Raw genomic sequence first — 16,087 nt, 5'->3', positions numbered from 1 at the left:
TAGCTGAACGCCACGGCAGGAGCCCCGTCCAATCGTCGGACGGGGCTCTTTGCCGTCCCCGGCCTTGGCTAGGCTGACCCCACACCCTTTTCGTACGTACGAGACCAGGAGTAGCCATGAGCAGCGCTACGACCCCCGCTGGAGGCAACCACGCGGCGGGCCGTACCTGGCCCGACGTACTGAACGGACTCCTCGAGGGGCGGGACCAGAGCGCCGACGACACCGCGTGGGCGATGGACCGCATCATGCGCGGCGAGGCGACGGACGCGCAGATCGCCGGGTTCGCGGTGGCGCTGCGGGCCAAGGGCGAGACCGTGGAGGAGATCTCCGGTCTCGTACGGACCATGTACGAGCACGCCAACACCATCGAGGTGCCCGGTCCCAGCGTCGACATCGTCGGCACGGGCGGGGACGGCGCCAAGACCGTCAACATCTCGACCATGTCCGCGATCGTGGTGGCCGGCACCGGGGCCAAGGTCGTCAAGCACGGCAACCGGGCCGCGTCCAGCGCCAGCGGGGCCTCCGACGTCCTGGAGAAGCTCGGGGTGAACCTGGAGCTGACGCCGAAGCGGGTCGCCGAGGTGGCCGACGAGGCGGGCATCACGTTCTGCTTCGCCGTGAAGTTCCACCCCGCGCTGCGCCATGTGGCCGCCGCCCGCAAGGAGTTGGGCATCCGGACCACCTTCAACTTCCTCGGGCCGCTGACCAACCCGGCGGGCGTCAAGGCCCAGGCCACCGGCGTCGCGGACGCGCGGATGGCGCCCATCGTCGCCGGAGTGCTCGCCAAGCGCGGCTCCAGCGCCCTGGTGTTCCGCGGGGACGACGGCCTGGACGAGCTGACCACCACCGCCACCTCGCGGGTGTGGATCGTGCGGGACGGCAGCGTGCGCGAGGAGGCCTTCGACCCCCGGGACGTCGGCATCGAGCTCGTGCCCGTGGAGGCGCTGCGCGGCGCGGACGCGTCGTACAACGCCGATGTGGCGCGGCGGCTGCTCAGCGGCGAGACCGGGCCCGTACGGGACGCCGTGCTGCTGAACTCGGCTGCGGCCCTGGTGGCGTTGGCGCCGAGCGAGGCGCCGCTCGTCGAGCAGATCCGGGCCGGGATGGCGAAGGCGGCCGAGTCGATCGACTCCGGGGCCGCGCGGCAGGCGCTCGAACGGTGGGTCAGGGCCAGCAACTCCTGAACCCCGAGGAAGTGTGACGCGAGGCGCAGTCCGGAATCTGGACTGCGCCTTGCGCGTACCCGATCTTCTGGCAAGATGCTCAACAGGTCATGAGTGACAGCGATCTAGGCCCCGGCCCGCTGTCCGGCAACCCTCCGTCCGTGGCGGGGTGCCCCGGGTGAAGACCAGGCCGCAGGCAGCGAGGTCTGCGGCAAGCGCGGACCCCTGCACACCCTGGGGTCCTGGTCCTCAAGGGAGCAGTCTCGTGAGCAAGCGAATGCGATAGGGCGTACAGCCCCTTTCCGCGCACCATTTTTTCTTTTCCTTCTCCCGCGCCGTCGACGCGTCTCCGTGCACACCCGTGTGTGCCTTGAGGCCTGCGTCCGGTCGCGGTGAATTCGCCTGCCTCTTACGGGAGTTCGCCATGTCTGTCGCCACCTCTGCCGCCGCCGACCAGTCCGTCTGTGCCCCGCTGCCCGTCCTCGGCCGGGACGTCACCGTTCCGCTGGTGACCGGCGGCGAAGTGACCTACGCGGCCCTCGACTACGCCGCCAGCGCGCCGGCGCTGCAGCGCGTGTGGGACGACGTGGCGGCGTACGCCCCGTACTACGGCAGCGTGCACCGCGGGGCCGGGTACCTCTCGCAGCTCTCCACCGACCTGTTCGAGAACGCGCGCCGCACCGTCGAGGAGTTCCTCGACTGCCGCGAGGGCGACCAGCTGGTCTTCACCCGGTCCACCACCGACTCCCTGAACCTGCTCGCCGCGGCGCTGCCCGCCGACTGCCAGGTGTTCGTCTTCGAGACCGAGCACCACGCGTCGTTGCTTCCGTGGCGCGATGCGCGGGTCACGTACCTCAACGCGCCCCGTACGCCCGGCGAGGCCGTCACCACCCTGGAGCGGGCGCTCGCCGACCGCGACCCCTACGGCCCCGCCCTGGTGTGCGTCACCGGCGCGTCCAACGTGACCGGTGAGCTGTGGCCGGTGCAGGAGCTGGCCGCCGCCGCGCACGCGCACGGCGCGCGGATCGTCCTCGACGCCGCCCAGCTCGCGCCCCACCACCCGCTGTCCGTACGGGAGTTGGACGTCGACTGGGTCGCGTTCTCCGGGCACAAGCTGTACGCGCCGTTCGGCTCCGGCGTGCTCGCCGGGCGGGCCGACTGGCTGCAGGAGGCCGAGCCGTACCTCGCGGGCGGCGGGGCGTCCAAGGCCGTGGCGCGGCGGGTCGACGGCGGTGTGGACGTCGAGTGGCACACCACCGCCGCCCGGCACGAGGCCGGTTCGCCGAACGTGATCGGCGCGTACTCCATCGCCTCCGCCTGCAAGGCGCTCACCGAGGCCGGGTTCGACTCGCTCGTGGCGCGGGAGCAGGAGCTGATCTCCCGGGTGCAGAGCGGGCTCGCCGAGGTGCCAGAGGTGAAGGTGCTCTCGCTGTTCGGCGACGACGCTCCGCGGGTCGGCGTCCTTTCGTTCGTGGTGGACGGCTGGAACAGCTCGCACTTCGCGGCCGCGCTGTCCGCCGAGTACGGGATCGGCGTACGGGACGGGCTCTTCTGCGCCCACCCGCTGGTGCGGACCCTGCTGGGGAGCGACCCGCAGGAGCAGGGCGAGTGCGGGGCGCCGGAGGGTGCGCCGGGGGAGAAGTCCCTCAACGCGATCCGCGTCAGCTTCGGGGCGGGGACGCCCGATGAGCATGTGGAGCGGTTCGTCACTGCTGTGCGGGAGCTTGTGCGGGAGGGGGCGCGGTGGTCCTACCGGACCGAGGGTGGGCGGTGCGTACCGGATACTTCGGCTGCGGCCTAGGTTCTGTCGTCCGACCCGTACCGTCGGCTTGGTTGCTGTTCCGGGGCTGCGCCCCAGGGCCCCGCATTCGGGGTGTTCGTTCGGCTTTCCCGCCGTCGTGGCTGGGCGCGCAGTTCCCCGCGCCCTAGCGGGGCGCCCCCCCCCGCAGGGCGAATGCCTACGCCGCCAGCCGAGCCCCCAGCAGGACCATGCGCAGGGCCCGTTCCGTGGCGTCCGTGAGGAACTCTCCGCCCCTGCCCAACGCCTCCGGCAGGGACACCGGGGCCGGGAGGATGGAGCTGTAGGCGTCCACGCCCGCCGCCGTGACCTGATGGGCGCCCTCGCCGATCGTGCCCGCGAGGGCGAGGACCGGGCGGCCGAACTGCTTGGCCCGGCGGGCCACTTCGGCCGGGACCTTGCCGCGCGGGGTCTGGTGGTCGAGGGCGCCCTCGGCGGTGACGACCAGGTCGGCGCGGGCCAGGCGGGCGTCCAGGTCGAGGTGGTCGAGGAGGACGTCGAAGCGGGGGAGCAGGCGGGCGCCGAGTGCGGCGAGGCCCGCGCCGAGGCCGCCGGACGCGCCGGTGCCGGGGCCCTCGCGCAGGTCGGTGGCGGCGAGGTCGCGCTCCAGTACGTACGCCCAGCGCTCCAGGCCGGCCGACAGCTCCTCGACCTGCTCGGGGGTCGCGCCCTTCTGCGGGCCGAAGACGCGGGCCACGCCGCGGTCCCCGCAGAGCACGTTGAACGGGTTGCAGGCGACCTGCAGTTCGACGTCCTTCAGGCGCGGGTCGAGTCCGGTCGGGTCGATGCGGTCAAGGCGGCTCAACTCGCGTCCGCCGCGCGGGAGTTCGTAGCCCCTCTCGGTGAGGAGACGGGCGCCGAGGGCCTGCAGGGCGCCCGCGCCGCCGTCCGAGGTGCCGGAGTCGCCGCAGCCGACGAGGATGCGGCGTACGCCCGTGTCCAGGGCGGCGCGGATCAGCTCGCCGACGCCGTACGTGGTCGTGGCGCCCGGGTCGCGCAGGGTGCGCGGGACCAGGGAGAGGCCGGCGACGGCGGCCATCTCGACCACCGCCGTGTCTCCGTCGAGCAGCGCGAAGTGGGTGCCGATCCGCTCTCCGACGGGGCCCGTGGCGGGCAGGGCGACGAGCCGGCCGCCGGTGGCCGAGGCGAGCGCGGCAGCCGTGCCCTCGCCGCCGTCGACCAGCGGGATCAGGTCGACCTCCGCTTCAGGTACCACCCGGCGTACGCCTGCGGCGATGGCCTCGGCGGCGGCCTGGGCGGACAGGGACTCCTTGAAGCCGCTGGGGGCTACGACGACACGGGTCAGCATGGTCAACTCCGTTGAGTAGAGGGCGGGTTCAGGGCTTCAGGACCGGCACGCCGAGCAGCGGCCAGACGGTGAGCGCGAAGAGCAGGACAAGGGCCGCCGTCGCCGGGGCCAGTACGGCGGACAGGCGCAGCAGGTCGCGCGGGGTGTACGTGGGCGTGCCCGGCAGGTCGGAGAAGAGCGTCACGGGTTTCGCCGAGGCGGGCAGGGTGTGGCAGAAGCCCGCGGCCGCCGTGGAGGCGAGCGCGGCCGCCACCGGGTTGACGCCCGCGCCCACGGCCGCCGCCACGACCAGCGGGACCAGGACCGACGAGCGGGCCGAGCGGGACTGCAGGATCAGGTGGGCGGCCGTGCTGAGCGCGATGACCACGGTGAGGAAGAGCCACGGCGGCACGGCCACCGGCAGCCCCGACACCAGCCACTTCGCCGCGCCCGAGTCGGCGAGGGCCACGCCCATCGCCATCGTCGCGGCCATGAAGAGCAGCAGCGACCAGGGCACGGTCTTCAGCGCGTCCTTCAGTCGTACGGTGCCGAGCGCGGGCGATGACGCGACGACCGCGCCGATCAACGCGACCACGGCGGGCGGCACTTGGTGCAGCGGCTCGCTGCACCACAGCGCCACCACCGTGGCGAGAAGGAGCGCGCAGCGCGCCTCGGCGGCGGAGAGCGGGCCGGTGACGGGCTGCTCGCTGTGCTCCTGGATCTGGTCGGCGGTGATCCGGACGGGGCCGCGCCGGTCGGCCCGCCGGGTCGTCGTCAACAGGACTATTTCCGCGGCCAGATGGGAGGAGGCGGCGGCGAGCGGAAGGCCGAGCAGCAGCCACTGGGTGAAGCCGATACGGTCGCCGGTCGCCTCCCACAGGACCGAGACCGTGATCAGGTGCGCGCCCGCGCCGATCAGCGTCGCGACCGCCGAAAGGAGGATCACCGTCGGGAAGAGCAGCGCCAGCATCACCACCAGGCGCTTACGGTCGGCGAGGACCTTGGCGAGCGCCAGGAACACCGGCAGCGCGAGCGCCGCCCGCCCCGAGGTGGCCGGCACCGCGAAGGCCGTCACGACCAGGGCGGCGGTGGTGAGGTGCGTCAACTGCCGGACTCCCCCAAGTCCTCGGCTTCGCTCGGACAGGGGGGACCCCCATCGCGCCCCGCAAAGCAAGAAGACCGCCGCGCGCCCCGCGAGCCCGGTGCGCGCCACGGCGGCGGCGAGCACGAACGCGCAGATCAGCAGCCACACCGTCTCGTCGCCGAGGGTGCCGAAGAGGGTGTCGCTGCTGATCACCCCCGTCGCGGTGAGCGCGAGTCCGGCGCCCAGCGCGATGTACGTGTCGTCGATCGGCGTACCGATCCACGCGCAGGTCGCGAGCGCGAACACGGCGAGGGTGAGGCGGGCGTCGCCGCCGAGGCCGGGGAAGTTGCCGGGGACGACGAGCAGGGCGCACAGCGAGAGCGCCACGCACAAGGTCACCGACTGGCGGAGATTCAGGGTCACGCACAGCAGCCTCGCGGTCCGCCGTGAGTCCTCTATGAGCCGCACATGAAAGGAACTTCACCCGCGGCGACCTGCCTTTACGTCACGCCCCCGGCAGCCGGTAGCCCATCCCGCGCACCGTCTCCACCCGCTCCGCGCCCAGCTTCTTGCGCAGTGCCCGTACGTACACGTCGACGATGTTGGAGCCCGGGTCGAAGTCGTAGCCCCACACGTGGGACAGGATCTGCTCGCGGGCCAGGACCTGGCCGGGGTGGCGCAGGAACAGTTCGAGCAGCACGAACTCGCGGGCCGTCAGGTCCACCGTCCGCTCGCCCGAACGCGCCCTGCGGGTACGGAGATCGAGGCTCAGCTCGCCGCTGCGCAACACCGTCACCTCGGGCGCGCGGGCCGCGGTGCGCAGCCGGAGCCGTACCCGGGCGAGCAGCTCCTCGAAGCGGAAGGGCTTCGTCATCCAGTCGTCGGCCCCGCCTTCGAGGCCCGCCACGGTGTCCCGTACGGAGTCGCGGGCGGTCAGCACGATCACCGGGACCGTGACGCGGGCCTCGCGCAGCTGCCGAAGGACCGTGAAGCCGTCCCGGCCCGGAAGGCCGATGTCCAGGACGACCAGGTCGAAGCCGCCGGTCAGGGCGTAGTCGTAGGCCGCGTCGCCGTCGCCGACCACGGTGGTGGTGAAGCCGTTGGCGCGCAGCCCCTTCTCGACGAAGGAGGCGATGCGCTCCTCGTCCTCGACGATGAGTATCCGGTTCACCGGGGTTCCTCCAACGGCAGATCGAGTACGAAAGTGGCGCCGGCGTCGGCCGGTTCGAGCCGGACCCCACCCCGGTGGCCCTCGGCGATGGCCCGCACGATGGACAGGCCGAGCCCGGCCCCGGACGTACGGGCGCCGCGCCTGGCCGTGCCTCGCCGGAACCGCTCGAAGATCACCTCGGCGTCCTGCGGCTGCACGCCGGGGCCCGAGTCGGCGACGTACAGCTCGACCCGGTCCCCGGTGATGCGCGAGCCGATCCGGACGGTCTGGCCCGCGGTGGTGTGCTGGACCGCGTTCTGGGCCAGCTGGACCATCGCCTGCGTGATCCGCTGGGCGTCCAACTCGGCCTCGCCGTCGGCCACTTCGGGCAGCTGCCAGTCGCGCTCGCCGAGCGTGCGGGCCTTCACGAAGACATCGGCGGTGAGCTCCGCGAGCTGCACCGGCGCCGGGGTCACGAAGTCGGGCCGCTCGGCCTTGGCGAGCAGCAGCAGGTCCTCGACGATCCGGCTCATCCGGTCCAGCTCGTCGGTGACCAGGCGGACGGTCTCCTCGCGCTCCGCCGGATCGTCGCCCATCAGCTCCAGGTGGCCGCGGACGATGGTGATGGGGGTGCGCAGCTCGTGCCCGGCGTCGTCGACGAACTCGCGCTGCGCGGCGAACGCCCGCTCCAGGCGGTCCAGCATCGCGTTGAACGTCTCGGCGAGCGCCGCCACGTCGTCGCGGCCCTGCACCGGGATGCGCCGGGTCAGGTCCTGCTCGGTGAGCTGGGCGGCGGCGGTGCGGACCGTGCGTACCGGCTTGAGGATGCGGCCCGCGACCGCCCAGCCGATGCCCGTCGTCATCAGGAGCGCGACCCCGGAGATCGCCAGCATCAGGCGGAACACCTCGTCCACGCGCGCCAGTTCGCGCTCCGGGTGGAAGGCGACGACGAACGCCGCCTCGGGTTCGCCGCCGTGCCGGGCGACGCTCACCTTGGCCCAGCGGATCTCGCCCTCGGGGCGGTCCAGGGCGCCGGTGGCCTCGTCGGCAGCGAAGATCGCACGGCGGGCGGCCGCGTCCTCGTGCAGCGGCCGCTGCACGGCGATCTCGCGCTGCTGTACGCGCTGTGCGGGGGAGAGGCCCTCGCGGGCGACCAGGCCGAGCAGCTCCTCGTCGGTGTCGGCGTACTGCCGCTCCAGGAAGACGTGGATCAGCCGGTCTGGGTCGGTGAACGGGCGGCCGGTCTCCGGATCGACGCCCTGCGCCTCGAAGTTGGTGAACTCGCTGGTCTCCTGGGCGAGCAGCCGCGCTATCCGATGGTCGACGTCGCGCACCAGGACGGAACGGGTCGTCATCGCGACCGCGGCGAGCGCCACGGCCATCACGACGAGCAGCCAGAGCAGGATCCTGACCCGCGCGGATATCCACCGCGCGGGCAGGGGTTCAGCCGTCGTCACCGTCTCCGCCGCGCTCGCTCCTGTCGTCGTCGGCGTCGTCCGCGCCGCCGCCGTCATCGTCGTCGCCCGACGGGCCGTCGCTCACCGGCGGCCGGGACACGACCTCGTCGCTGGGCGTCGGCTTCGGCTTCGACGTACCGGAGCCCGAGCCGGACGGGCTCGGCGAACCGCTGTCCAGCTCCAGCTTCGGCGGCGACTTGGGCGGCTCGGGGCTGTCGGTGAGGGCGTAGCTGGTCGCCGCGATCCCGAGCGGTATAGCGACGACGGCGGCGAGGGCCGCCATGCGATGGGAGAAAGCCATGCATCGAGCGTGCGGTACGCAGGGCGGCGCCAGCATGAGCCGCAGATGAAGGAACCTTCATCCGGCGCCGCTCACCACGTACGTCGTGCGAACGTCAGGAGTCGAGCCCGATGGCGAAGGCCGCCTCGAGGTCGTGCTGGGAGTACGTGCGGAACGCGACATGCGTGTCCGTGCCCTCCACGCCGGGGATCTTGCTGATCCGGCCGGGGATCACGTCCGCCAGGTCGTCGTGGCGCGCGACCCGCACCATGGCGATCAGGTCGTACGTGCCGGTGACGGAGAAGACCTCGCTGACGCTTTCCAGCGCGGCGATCGACTCGGCGATCTCCGGAATCCGGTCCACGCTGGTCTTGATGAGCACGATCGCGGTGATCACGGCTGACTGTCTCCCTCGGTGGCCGTCGCAGTGCCCCCCAGCCTAGCCGTACGGGGATAACGCACCCACGCGTAGACGAAGCCGAGCGAGAACCCCACCAGGTGCGCCAGATAGGCGACGCCCGGCCCGCCCGAGTCGCGCTGCGCGGCCAGCCACTGCAGGGCCACCCAGAACGGCAGCACGATCCACGCGGGAAAGCGCAGCGGCACGAAGAACAGGAACGGGAAGAGGCTGGTAACCCGGGCCTTCGGGAACAGTCGCAGAAACGCCCCGAGCACCGCGGAGATCGCCCCGGAGGCCCCGACGAGGGTCTGCTGCGAGTCCGGGTTGGCCATCGCGTACGCACAGAGGGCGAGAGCCCCGCAGCCCAGGTAGAACAGCGCGAACTGGAGATGGCCCATCCGCTCCTCGACCATCACGCCGAAGACGCACAGGAACAGCACATTGCCGAGGAGATGCAGCCAGCTGCCGTGCACGAACAGCGCGGTGAGCGGCGTCAGGGCGGCCCGCGGGTCACCGGTCAACAGCTCGGCCGGGATCACCCCCCAGCGCTGGAAGTAGCCGCGCTGAGCGGCGAGCAGCTCGTCGCTTCCGGTGCCGTACACGGGGTTCAGGCCGGAGGCCGGGGAGAGCACGAACACCGCGCAGCAGAGCGCGACCAGCGCGTACGTGACGACGGGGCCGTGGCCGAGCAGCAGCTCCTTGAGGGCTTTGGCGGCGGGGCTGGGATCGCTTCTGTTCCTGTGCCGGTTCTTGTGCTGATCCTTGCTCCGGTCCTTGTTCCGGTCCTTGTTCCGGTCCTTGTGCTGGTTCATGAGGCTGCCGTTCCCCGTTCCGCGATCATGTGACAGATCCTGACTTAACGGGGCTTGACGGGACGGACCGCCTCGCCGTACCGGCCCGTGGACGCGGCGTACCCAGGCCCACCGGCAGGCCGTAGGGTTGAAACGGAGTGTTTCCCACCGAGCACACCCCGAGGAAAGGCGCACGAGCGCGATGACGGTTCCCCTGCCGACCGACACCACCCGCTGGCGCTGCACGCTGTGCGGCAACCTCACGCGTTTCGACGTCACGCGTTCGTCGAAGGTGGTGGAGTACGTCCACCTCGACCTGGCCGGTGAGCCCAAGGTGGAGGAACGCGAGGTGGTCAGTGAGACCATCGAGTCCGTGCGCTGCCGCTGGTGCAACGCGGTGGACCAGATCGAACTGGTGGACAGGCCGGGCGCGGAATCCTGAGGGGTCCCGCCCACAGCAAGTGGGGTGACGGATGGTGGAGGCAGGTGAGCGTGGCTCCGGTGCCGAGCCTGCCGAGGCGGCCGACGCTGCGTCCGCCGGGACCGAGCCTGTAGGCGGGGCCGACGCCGGGTCCGCCGGGTCCGAGCCCGTGGGCGGGGTCGCCGCCGGGTCCGCCGGGTCCGAGCCTGTGGGCGGGGCTGATGCCGGGTCCGCCGGGTCCGCCGGGTCCTCCGAGGCCGCCGGTGCTGGGTCCGCCGGTGCGGTCGACGCCGGTGCGGCCGACGGTTCCGCCGAGACGCTCGACCGCCCGCTGCCCGAGGGCGTGCGCCGCCGCGTCGTGGCCATCGCCGCCGAGGGCTTCGGCGGCCTGACCGTCGGCGAACTCCCCACCCAGCTACGGCAGTACGCGCGCTTCACCCCCACCCGGCGCCTGAAGTTCGCGGGCAACGCGATGGCCGCGGCCCTGGAGAGCGACACCCTCTTCCGGCAGCGGATCGGGGAGCGCCTCCGTGAGGCACAGCCCGAACTCGCCGGCGCCCTTGACTCCGGCACCCCGCCCCCGGCCGCCGATCCGCTGGACGTCGCGGCCGCCGCGTACGTCCTGCGGCCCGCCGGCTGGGTCAAGCTCGTCACCGCCGCGGGCGAGGAGGCGCAGCGCGCCGACGCCGAGCGCGTCGGCGAGGAGACCCGCTCGGAGCTGGAGCGGCTGCGCCGCGAACTGGCCGAGGCGCGCGACAAGTCCAAGTCCGAGACGGAGCGGCTGCGCGCCGAGCTCGACACCGCCAAGCGCGAGGCCGAGTCGCTGCACCGCAAGCTGCGCGCGGCACTCAGTGACGTCAAGCGCGGCGAGGCGGCCCTGCGCAAGGCCGCCGCCGAGACCGAGGCGGTGCGCGCCGAGACGCACACCCAGCTCTCCGCCGCCGACAGCGAGGCCCGCCGCCTCAAGGCTCGCCTCGGCGAGGCCGAGTCCGCGCTCGAAGCGAGCCGGAAGGCGAGCCGCGAGGGGCGGTCCGTGGAGGACATGCGGGTGCGGCTGCTGCTCGACACCCTCCTGGAGTCCACGCAGGGCCTGCGCCGGGAACTCGCCCTGCCGCCCGTGTCCGTACGACCCGCCGAGACGGTCGACGCGGTCGAGCCCGGACGGATGACGCCCAAGGACATCGCCGCGCGGGCGCTGTCCGAGAACGACCCGGCCATCCTCGACCAGCTGCTCGCGCTGCCCCAGGCGCACCTGGTCGTGGACGGGTACAACGTCACCAAGACCGGCTATCCCACGATGCCGTTGGAGAAGCAGCGGCTGCGGCTGCTCGGTTCGCTCTCCGCCCTGGCCGCGCAGACCGGGGCGGAGGTCACGTGCGTCTTCGACGGTGCGGAGCTGGCCGCGCCGGTGCTGCTCGCGCCGCCGCGCGGGGTGCGGGTGCTGTTCTCGAAGCCGGGCGTCACCGCGGACGAGCTGATCCGTCAACTCGTCCGCGCGGAGCCGCCCGGACGGCCGGTGACGGTCGTGTCCACGGACCGTGAGGTGGCGGACGGCATCGCGAGGGCGGGGGCTCGGCCGGTGGCGTCCGCGGTGCTGCTGAAGAGGTTGTCGCGGGGGTAGGTTCCGTCGACCTCAGCGGGCGGCGCCGGGGTTGCGCCCCCGGGCCCCGTCCGGGGCTTCGCCCCGGATCCCGGTTGTTCTTCGGCTGCCCGCGCCGTGGTGGCCGGTCGCGCAGTTCCCCGCGCCCCTGACGGGGCTTCGCCCCCCGCCCCGGTTGCTTTTCGGCTGCCCGCGCCGTGGTGGCCGGTCGCGCAGTTCCCCGCGCCCCTGTCCGGGGCTTCGCCCCCCCGCCCCGGTTGCTTTTCGGCTGCCGCGCCGTCGTGGCCGGTCGCGCCCACGCGGCGGAGCCGCAAATGTCACAGCCCCGCGCCCCTGTCCGGGGCTTCGCCCCGCCCCGTTGTGGCCCTGGGTGCGCGCACGCGGTGCAGCCACCTTTGTCACTGCCCCGCGCCCCTGGTGGGGGTCTGCTCTCGGAGGGGCTGGTTGTTCAGGGGCGCGGGCAACTGCGCGATCAGCCACGGCGGAGGGAAAGCCGACCAACAGCCGGGGTCCGGGGCAAAGCCCCGGATTCGGGAAGGGGCGGGGAGGGGACAAAGCGCCCGCGGTGCATGTGGCGTTCACCTTCTGTACGTACCCGCTCGCGGCATTCGAGGAACAAGGCAACTCCTGCGCCGAATGCCCGATTTGACGTGACCTTGGCGCTACACCGCGTCAAATACCCATCACCGCATGTGCGTTGAGAGTAAAGAATCCCGCCCTCGGCCGAGATTTTCCTCGGCAGGATTTGAACGATCACGATGAGGTCACTTAGTGTCTGGCTTCGAACCTCCGCTCGGTTGATCACTCATCAGGAGTGGCGGTGGGGGTCCCGCCCACCGCGATCGGTAGGCGGCTGGAGGAAGAAGGAGCCGCCCCCGTGGCGTCCCACCGTCGACCCAAGCAGCCGAGCCGCGCGCGCGTGACCGTGCTCACCGCGACCGCCGCAGCCGCCGTCGCTCTCACCTCGCAGGCCGCTCAGGCCGACCCGAAGCCGAGCAAGAAGGAAGTCAAGGCAGAGGTCGACAAGCTCTACGAAGAGGCCGAGCAGGCGACCGAGAAGTACAACGGCGCCCGTGAGCAGCAGGACAAGCTCGAAGAGCAGATCGACGACCTGCAGGACAAGGTGGCCCGCGGCCAGGACGAGCTCAACGAACTGCGCTCCGGCGTGGGTTCGCTGGCCAGCGCGCAGTACCGCTCCGGTGGCATCGACCCCTCCGTGCAGCTCTTCCTCTCGTCCGACCCGGACTCCTATCTCGACAAGGCCTCCTCGCTCGACCAGTTGACGAGCAAGCAGGCCGACGCCCTCCAGAAGATCCAGGCGAAGCAGCGGACCCTCGCGCAGCAGCGCGCCGAGGCCTCCGGCAAGCTCAAGGACCTGGAGGACACCCGTAAGGAACTGGGAGAGAAGAAGAAGGAAGTCCAGGCCAAGCTCGGCAAGGCCCAGAAGCTTCTCAACACCCTCACCGCGAAGGAGCGCGCCGCGCTCGCCGCCGAGGAGGAGCGCGCGAGCCGCGACGCCGGTGACCGCGCCGACCTCGGGGACGAAGCGCCCGTCTCGGGCCGTGGCGCCGCCGCCCTCAACGCCGCGAAGACCAGGATCGGTTCGCCGTACGTCTACGGCGCCACCGGACCCAGCTCCTTCGACTGCTCGGGCCTGACCCAGTGGTCGTTCTCGCAGGCCGGCGTCTCCATCCCGCGCATCTCGCAGGACCAGGCCAACGCCGGCACCCGGCTCGGCCGCGGCGAGCTCAAGCCCGGCGACCTGGTGATCTTCTACGACGACCTGCACCACGTCGGCTTCTACGCGGGCAACGGCCAGATACTGCACGCCCCGAAGCCGGGTGCCGCCGTGCGCTACGAGTCGATCGACAACATGCCGTTCATGTTCGGCGTACGTATCTGACGCGTTCTGACGCGTCCGGAAACGGATCACCGGGGCTTCGGCAGGCCCCAACATGCCCTCCGAACGGGCGAATTCACCGATCTTGTGCCGACCCGGCGCCCCGCCGTCCACCTGCGTGGACGGCGGGGCTTCGGCGTTCGGGCGGGAGTGTGGTGCGCCGCTCGCGCGCCCCGGCTGCTGGTAGCTTCCCCGCTGTTCGTCGGCGAGCGCCGCGGACCTACCGCCGGACGGGCGGGAAGTGACGCCTGTGGAGGCCTCTTCGGCCGGGACGAAGTCCCGGGCCCGGCCCGCGAAGCAGGAACCCGCCGGGAGCCGCTCCGCGCCGCGGAACAGCAGACCGGAGCCGTGGCCCGAGGGCCGCGGCGGACGTCCGGACCGCCGCTGTTCTCCGGCAGATCCGCCGCCCGCGAGGGCGGTGGACGCAGCGGCGCGGGAAGGAGCGACGTACCCCGTGGCGTCCCATCGCCGTCCTTCGCAGCTCGGACTCGGACTCGGACTCGGGCCAGGGCTCGGCCGCGACCGCAGCGCCCGCACCACCACCGTGCTGACCGCGGCAGCGGCCACCGCGGCCACCGCGGCCGCCGCCCTCACCGCACCGACCGCCACCGCCGACCCACGGGCGACCCCGGCCGGGACCAAGGCCCAGGTCGACCGCCTCTTCGAGGAGGCCGAGCGGGCGACGCAGGCGTACGACAAGGCGGACGAGCGGGCCGACCGGCTGCGCCGCGAGATCGCGCACGCCAAGGACGGCGTCGCCCGCGGGCAGGAGCGCATCAACACCATGCGGGGCGCGCTCGGTTCGCTGGCCGGGGCGCAGTACCGCTCGGCCGGCCTCGACCCGACGCTCGCCCTGATGCTGTCCGAGGACCCCGACGGCTACCTCGCCAAGTCCTCCGCCCTGGACCGGCTCAACGCCCACCAGGCCCGCCGGCTCGACAAGCTGCGCACCGCCCAGCGCGAACTCGCCCAGGAACGCGACGAGACGACGCGCAAGCTGGCCGACCTGGAGGCGTCCAGGAAGACCGTTGCCCGGCACAAGCGTAAGGTCGAGGCCAAGCTCGCCGAGGCCCGGCGGCTGCTCAACTCCCTTTCGCCGCAGGACCGTCTGGCCTACGCGGAGGGCTCCGGCACCGTCCCCGAGCTCACCGGGACCGCGGCATCGGGCCGGGCGGCCGCCGCCGTCGCCGCGGTCAAGCAGGCCGTCGGACGCCCGTACGTGTGGGGCGCCAACGGGCCCGGCAGCTTCGACTGTTCAGGCCTGACCCAGTGGGCGTACGGGCAGGCGGGCGTCGGACTGCCGCGCACCTCGCAGGCCCAGCGGGGCGCGGGCCGCCAGGTCACCCTCGCCGAGGCCCGGCCCGGCGACCTCGTGACGTACCGCGACGACGCCAGCCACATCGGGATGTACATGGGCGGCGGGCAGGTCGTGCACGCCCCCTACCCGGGGGCCTCGGTGCGCTACGACCCGGTCGGGATGATGCCGATCTCCGGGATCACCCGGGTCTGAGCCCCGCCCCCGACAACCCTGGATCCGTACGGGCCCCGACCTCGTAACATCGGAAGGATGTCAGGTCGGGCGCGGTGGGTGCGGGCGGCGGGGGCGCTGTGCGCCGCGCTCCTCGTCGGCACGTCCTGCTCGGCCCCGGCCCCGCAGGACTCCGCCACCGCCGCCGTCGAGGATCTGCTGGAGCGGCGCGCGGCGGCCGTCCTCGACCGGGACGAGGCGGCGTACGCGGCGACCGGCCGGCCGGACGACGAGTTCGACCACCTCGCGCAGGTCCCGCTCGGCTCCTGGGAGTACCGGCTGACCCGGCTCGACCGCACCCGCGCCGGCGCCACCGCCACGGCAGCGCTCGCCTACCGCATCGAGGGCCACGACCGGGCCCCGGTCACCGTCCGGCGCACCCTCGACCTGACGCACCGCGACGGCCGCTGGCAGGTCGCCGCCGAACGGCCCGCCCCCGACGCCGGCGAGCAGCTGTGGGAACAGGGCGCGGTCACGGCGGTGCGCGGCGAGCGCAGCCTGGTCCTCGGCGTGGGCCAGGGCGAGCGGCGGCTGCGCCGGTACGCGGCCCTCGCCGACCGTGCCGTGCCCGCCGTGCAGAGCGCGTGGGGGAGGGGCTGGCCGGGGCGCGTCGTGGTCCTCGTACCGGACTCGACGCAGGACATGGCCGGACTGCTCGGCGCCGCCGCCTCCGCGTACCAGGGGATAGCGGCGGTCACCACGGGCGAGGCGGGCGGCGACGGGCAGGCGCCCGCGGACCGGGTGATCGTCAACCCCGAGTCGTACGACCTGCTCGGCGACCTGGGCAAGCAGGTCGTCCTGACCCACGAGACGACCCATGTGGCGACCCGCGCGCACACCTCGGACGCCACCCCGCTGTGGCTCTCGGAGGGCTTCGCGGACTGGGTCGGGTACCGCGGCACGGGCCGCACGCCCGAGCAGGCGGCGCCCGAACTGCACCGCGCGGTGCGGGCCGGCCGGGCCCCGGAGCGGCTGCCGGACGACGAGGCGTTCGGCTTCGCGGGCGACGCGGGCCGCCTCGCGCGGGCGTACGAGAGCGGCTGGCTGGCCTGCCGGATGATCGCCGAGCGGCACGGCGAGGCGGCGCTCGTCGACTTCTACCGGAAGGTCGGCGCCCACCCGCGGCGCGCGGGCGCGGTGGCGGGCGCGCTGCAGGACGTGTTCGGCCTGACCCCCGAGGCGTTCACGCGGGAGTGGCGGGACTACGTGCGCCGCGCGCTCGGCTGA

At 72.9% G+C, this 16,087-nt stretch carries 14 protein-coding genes and 1 riboswitch; of the genes, 7 read left to right on the top strand and 7 right to left on the bottom strand.

What is annotated here, in order from left to right; genetic code table 11:
- The first annotated feature begins 116 nt into the window (after positions 1-116).
- A complete protein-coding gene (trpD, locus tag QIS96_RS04480; protein WP_282541022.1) occupies positions 117-1,184 on the top strand; it encodes an anthranilate phosphoribosyltransferase in 1,068 nt (355 codons plus the stop codon).
- 85 nt (positions 1,185-1,269) lie between these two features.
- Positions 1,270-1,387, top strand: a riboswitch (SAM riboswitch).
- 200 nt (positions 1,388-1,587) lie between these two features.
- Complete coding sequence (locus QIS96_RS04475) at positions 1,588-2,964, top strand: aminotransferase class V-fold PLP-dependent enzyme (RefSeq protein WP_282541021.1); 1,377 nt, start codon at positions 1,588-1,590, stop codon at positions 2,962-2,964.
- A gap of 157 nt (positions 2,965-3,121) precedes the next feature.
- Here QIS96_RS04475 and QIS96_RS04470 read toward each other — a convergent pair whose 3' ends face one another.
- The 7 genes from QIS96_RS04470 to QIS96_RS04440 all read right to left on the bottom strand — a co-directional run bounded on the left by QIS96_RS04470 (position 3,122) and on the right by QIS96_RS04440 (position 9,432).
- Positions 3,122-4,270, bottom strand: coding sequence for a glycerate kinase family protein (locus tag QIS96_RS04470; RefSeq protein WP_282541020.1), 1,149 nt, complete (start codon positions 4,268-4,270; stop codon positions 3,122-3,124).
- Positions 4,271-4,298: 28 nt separating this feature from the next.
- Entirely contained in the window at positions 4,299-5,756 is a 1,458-nt protein-coding gene (locus QIS96_RS04465; RefSeq protein ID WP_282541019.1) for an SLC13 family permease, read from the bottom strand.
- A gap of 82 nt (positions 5,757-5,838) precedes the next feature.
- The gene (locus tag QIS96_RS04460) at positions 5,839-6,504 is read right to left on the bottom strand and encodes a response regulator transcription factor (protein ID WP_282541018.1); all 666 of its coding nucleotides are present in this window, start codon (positions 6,502-6,504) and stop codon (positions 5,839-5,841) included.
- Complete coding sequence (locus QIS96_RS04455; RefSeq protein ID WP_282541017.1) at positions 6,501-7,940, bottom strand: sensor histidine kinase; 1,440 nt, start codon at positions 7,938-7,940, stop codon at positions 6,501-6,503. Before QIS96_RS04455 ends, QIS96_RS04460 begins: the two co-directional genes overlap by 4 nt.
- Positions 7,927-8,241 (bottom strand): small secreted hydrophilic protein, encoded by a 315-nt coding sequence (locus tag QIS96_RS04450; protein WP_282541016.1) that lies wholly within the window; start codon positions 8,239-8,241, stop codon positions 7,927-7,929. Before QIS96_RS04450 ends, QIS96_RS04455 begins: the two co-directional genes overlap by 14 nt.
- 94 nt (positions 8,242-8,335) lie before the next feature.
- Positions 8,336-8,617, bottom strand: coding sequence for an Lrp/AsnC family transcriptional regulator (locus tag QIS96_RS04445; RefSeq protein ID WP_282541015.1), 282 nt, complete (start codon positions 8,615-8,617; stop codon positions 8,336-8,338).
- Positions 8,614-9,432, bottom strand: a complete 819-nt coding sequence (locus QIS96_RS04440) for a rhomboid family intramembrane serine protease (protein ID WP_282541014.1) — start codon at positions 9,430-9,432, stop codon at positions 8,614-8,616. The genes QIS96_RS04445 and QIS96_RS04440 overlap by 4 nt, the downstream gene beginning before the upstream one ends.
- 181 nt (positions 9,433-9,613) lie before the next feature.
- On the opposite strand from QIS96_RS04440, the gene QIS96_RS04435 reads away from it, so the two are divergent.
- The 5 genes from QIS96_RS04435 (at position 9,614) to QIS96_RS04415 (ending at position 16,087) form a co-directional block, all read left to right on the top strand.
- Positions 9,614-9,853 (top strand): hypothetical protein, encoded by a 240-nt coding sequence (locus QIS96_RS04435; RefSeq protein ID WP_161699610.1) that lies wholly within the window; start codon positions 9,614-9,616, stop codon positions 9,851-9,853.
- A 31-nt stretch (positions 9,854-9,884) separates the two neighbouring features.
- Positions 9,885-11,453 carry an NYN domain-containing protein gene (locus QIS96_RS04430; protein ID WP_282541013.1) on the top strand — a complete coding sequence of 523 codons (1,569 nt, stop codon included), beginning with the start codon at positions 9,885-9,887 and terminating at the stop codon, positions 11,451-11,453.
- Positions 11,454-12,309: 856 nt separating this feature from the next.
- A complete protein-coding gene (locus QIS96_RS04425; RefSeq protein ID WP_282541012.1) occupies positions 12,310-13,335 on the top strand; it encodes a C40 family peptidase in 1,026 nt (341 codons plus the stop codon).
- A 451-nt stretch (positions 13,336-13,786) separates the two neighbouring features.
- Positions 13,787-14,842: a C40 family peptidase gene (locus tag QIS96_RS04420; protein WP_408907119.1), complete on the top strand. Its 1,056-nt coding sequence runs from the start codon at positions 13,787-13,789 to the stop codon at positions 14,840-14,842.
- Positions 14,843-14,899: 57 nt separating this feature from the next.
- On the top strand, positions 14,900-16,087 hold the full coding sequence (locus tag QIS96_RS04415) for a hypothetical protein (RefSeq protein ID WP_282541011.1): 1,188 nt from the start codon (positions 14,900-14,902) through the stop codon (positions 16,085-16,087).

The sequence above is a fragment of the Streptomyces cavernicola genome (genome assembly GCF_029968035.1).
Lineage (GTDB): Bacteria > Actinomycetota > Actinomycetes > Streptomycetales > Streptomycetaceae > Streptomyces > Streptomyces cavernicola.
This window is presented reverse-complemented; position numbering and strand designations above follow the sequence as displayed.

Coding starts and splice junctions, on each gene's coding strand:
- trpD (WP_282541022.1), top strand. CDS start 117: ATGAGCAGCGCTACGACCCCCGCTGGAGGCAACCACGCGGCGGGCCGT.
- QIS96_RS04475 (WP_282541021.1), top strand. CDS start 1,588: ATGTCTGTCGCCACCTCTGCCGCCGCCGACCAGTCCGTCTGTGCCCCG.
- QIS96_RS04470 (WP_282541020.1), bottom strand. CDS start 4,270: ATGCTGACCCGTGTCGTCGTAGCCCCCAGCGGCTTCAAGGAGTCCCTG.
- QIS96_RS04450 (WP_282541016.1), bottom strand. CDS start 8,241: ATGGCTTTCTCCCATCGCATGGCGGCCCTCGCCGCCGTCGTCGCTATA.
- QIS96_RS04440 (WP_282541014.1), bottom strand. CDS start 9,432: ATGAACCAGCACAAGGACCGGAACAAGGACCGGAACAAGGACCGGAGC.
- QIS96_RS04435 (WP_161699610.1), top strand. CDS start 9,614: ATGACGGTTCCCCTGCCGACCGACACCACCCGCTGGCGCTGCACGCTG.
- QIS96_RS04430 (WP_282541013.1), top strand. CDS start 9,885: ATGGTGGAGGCAGGTGAGCGTGGCTCCGGTGCCGAGCCTGCCGAGGCG.
- QIS96_RS04415 (WP_282541011.1), top strand. CDS start 14,900: ATGTCAGGTCGGGCGCGGTGGGTGCGGGCGGCGGGGGCGCTGTGCGCC.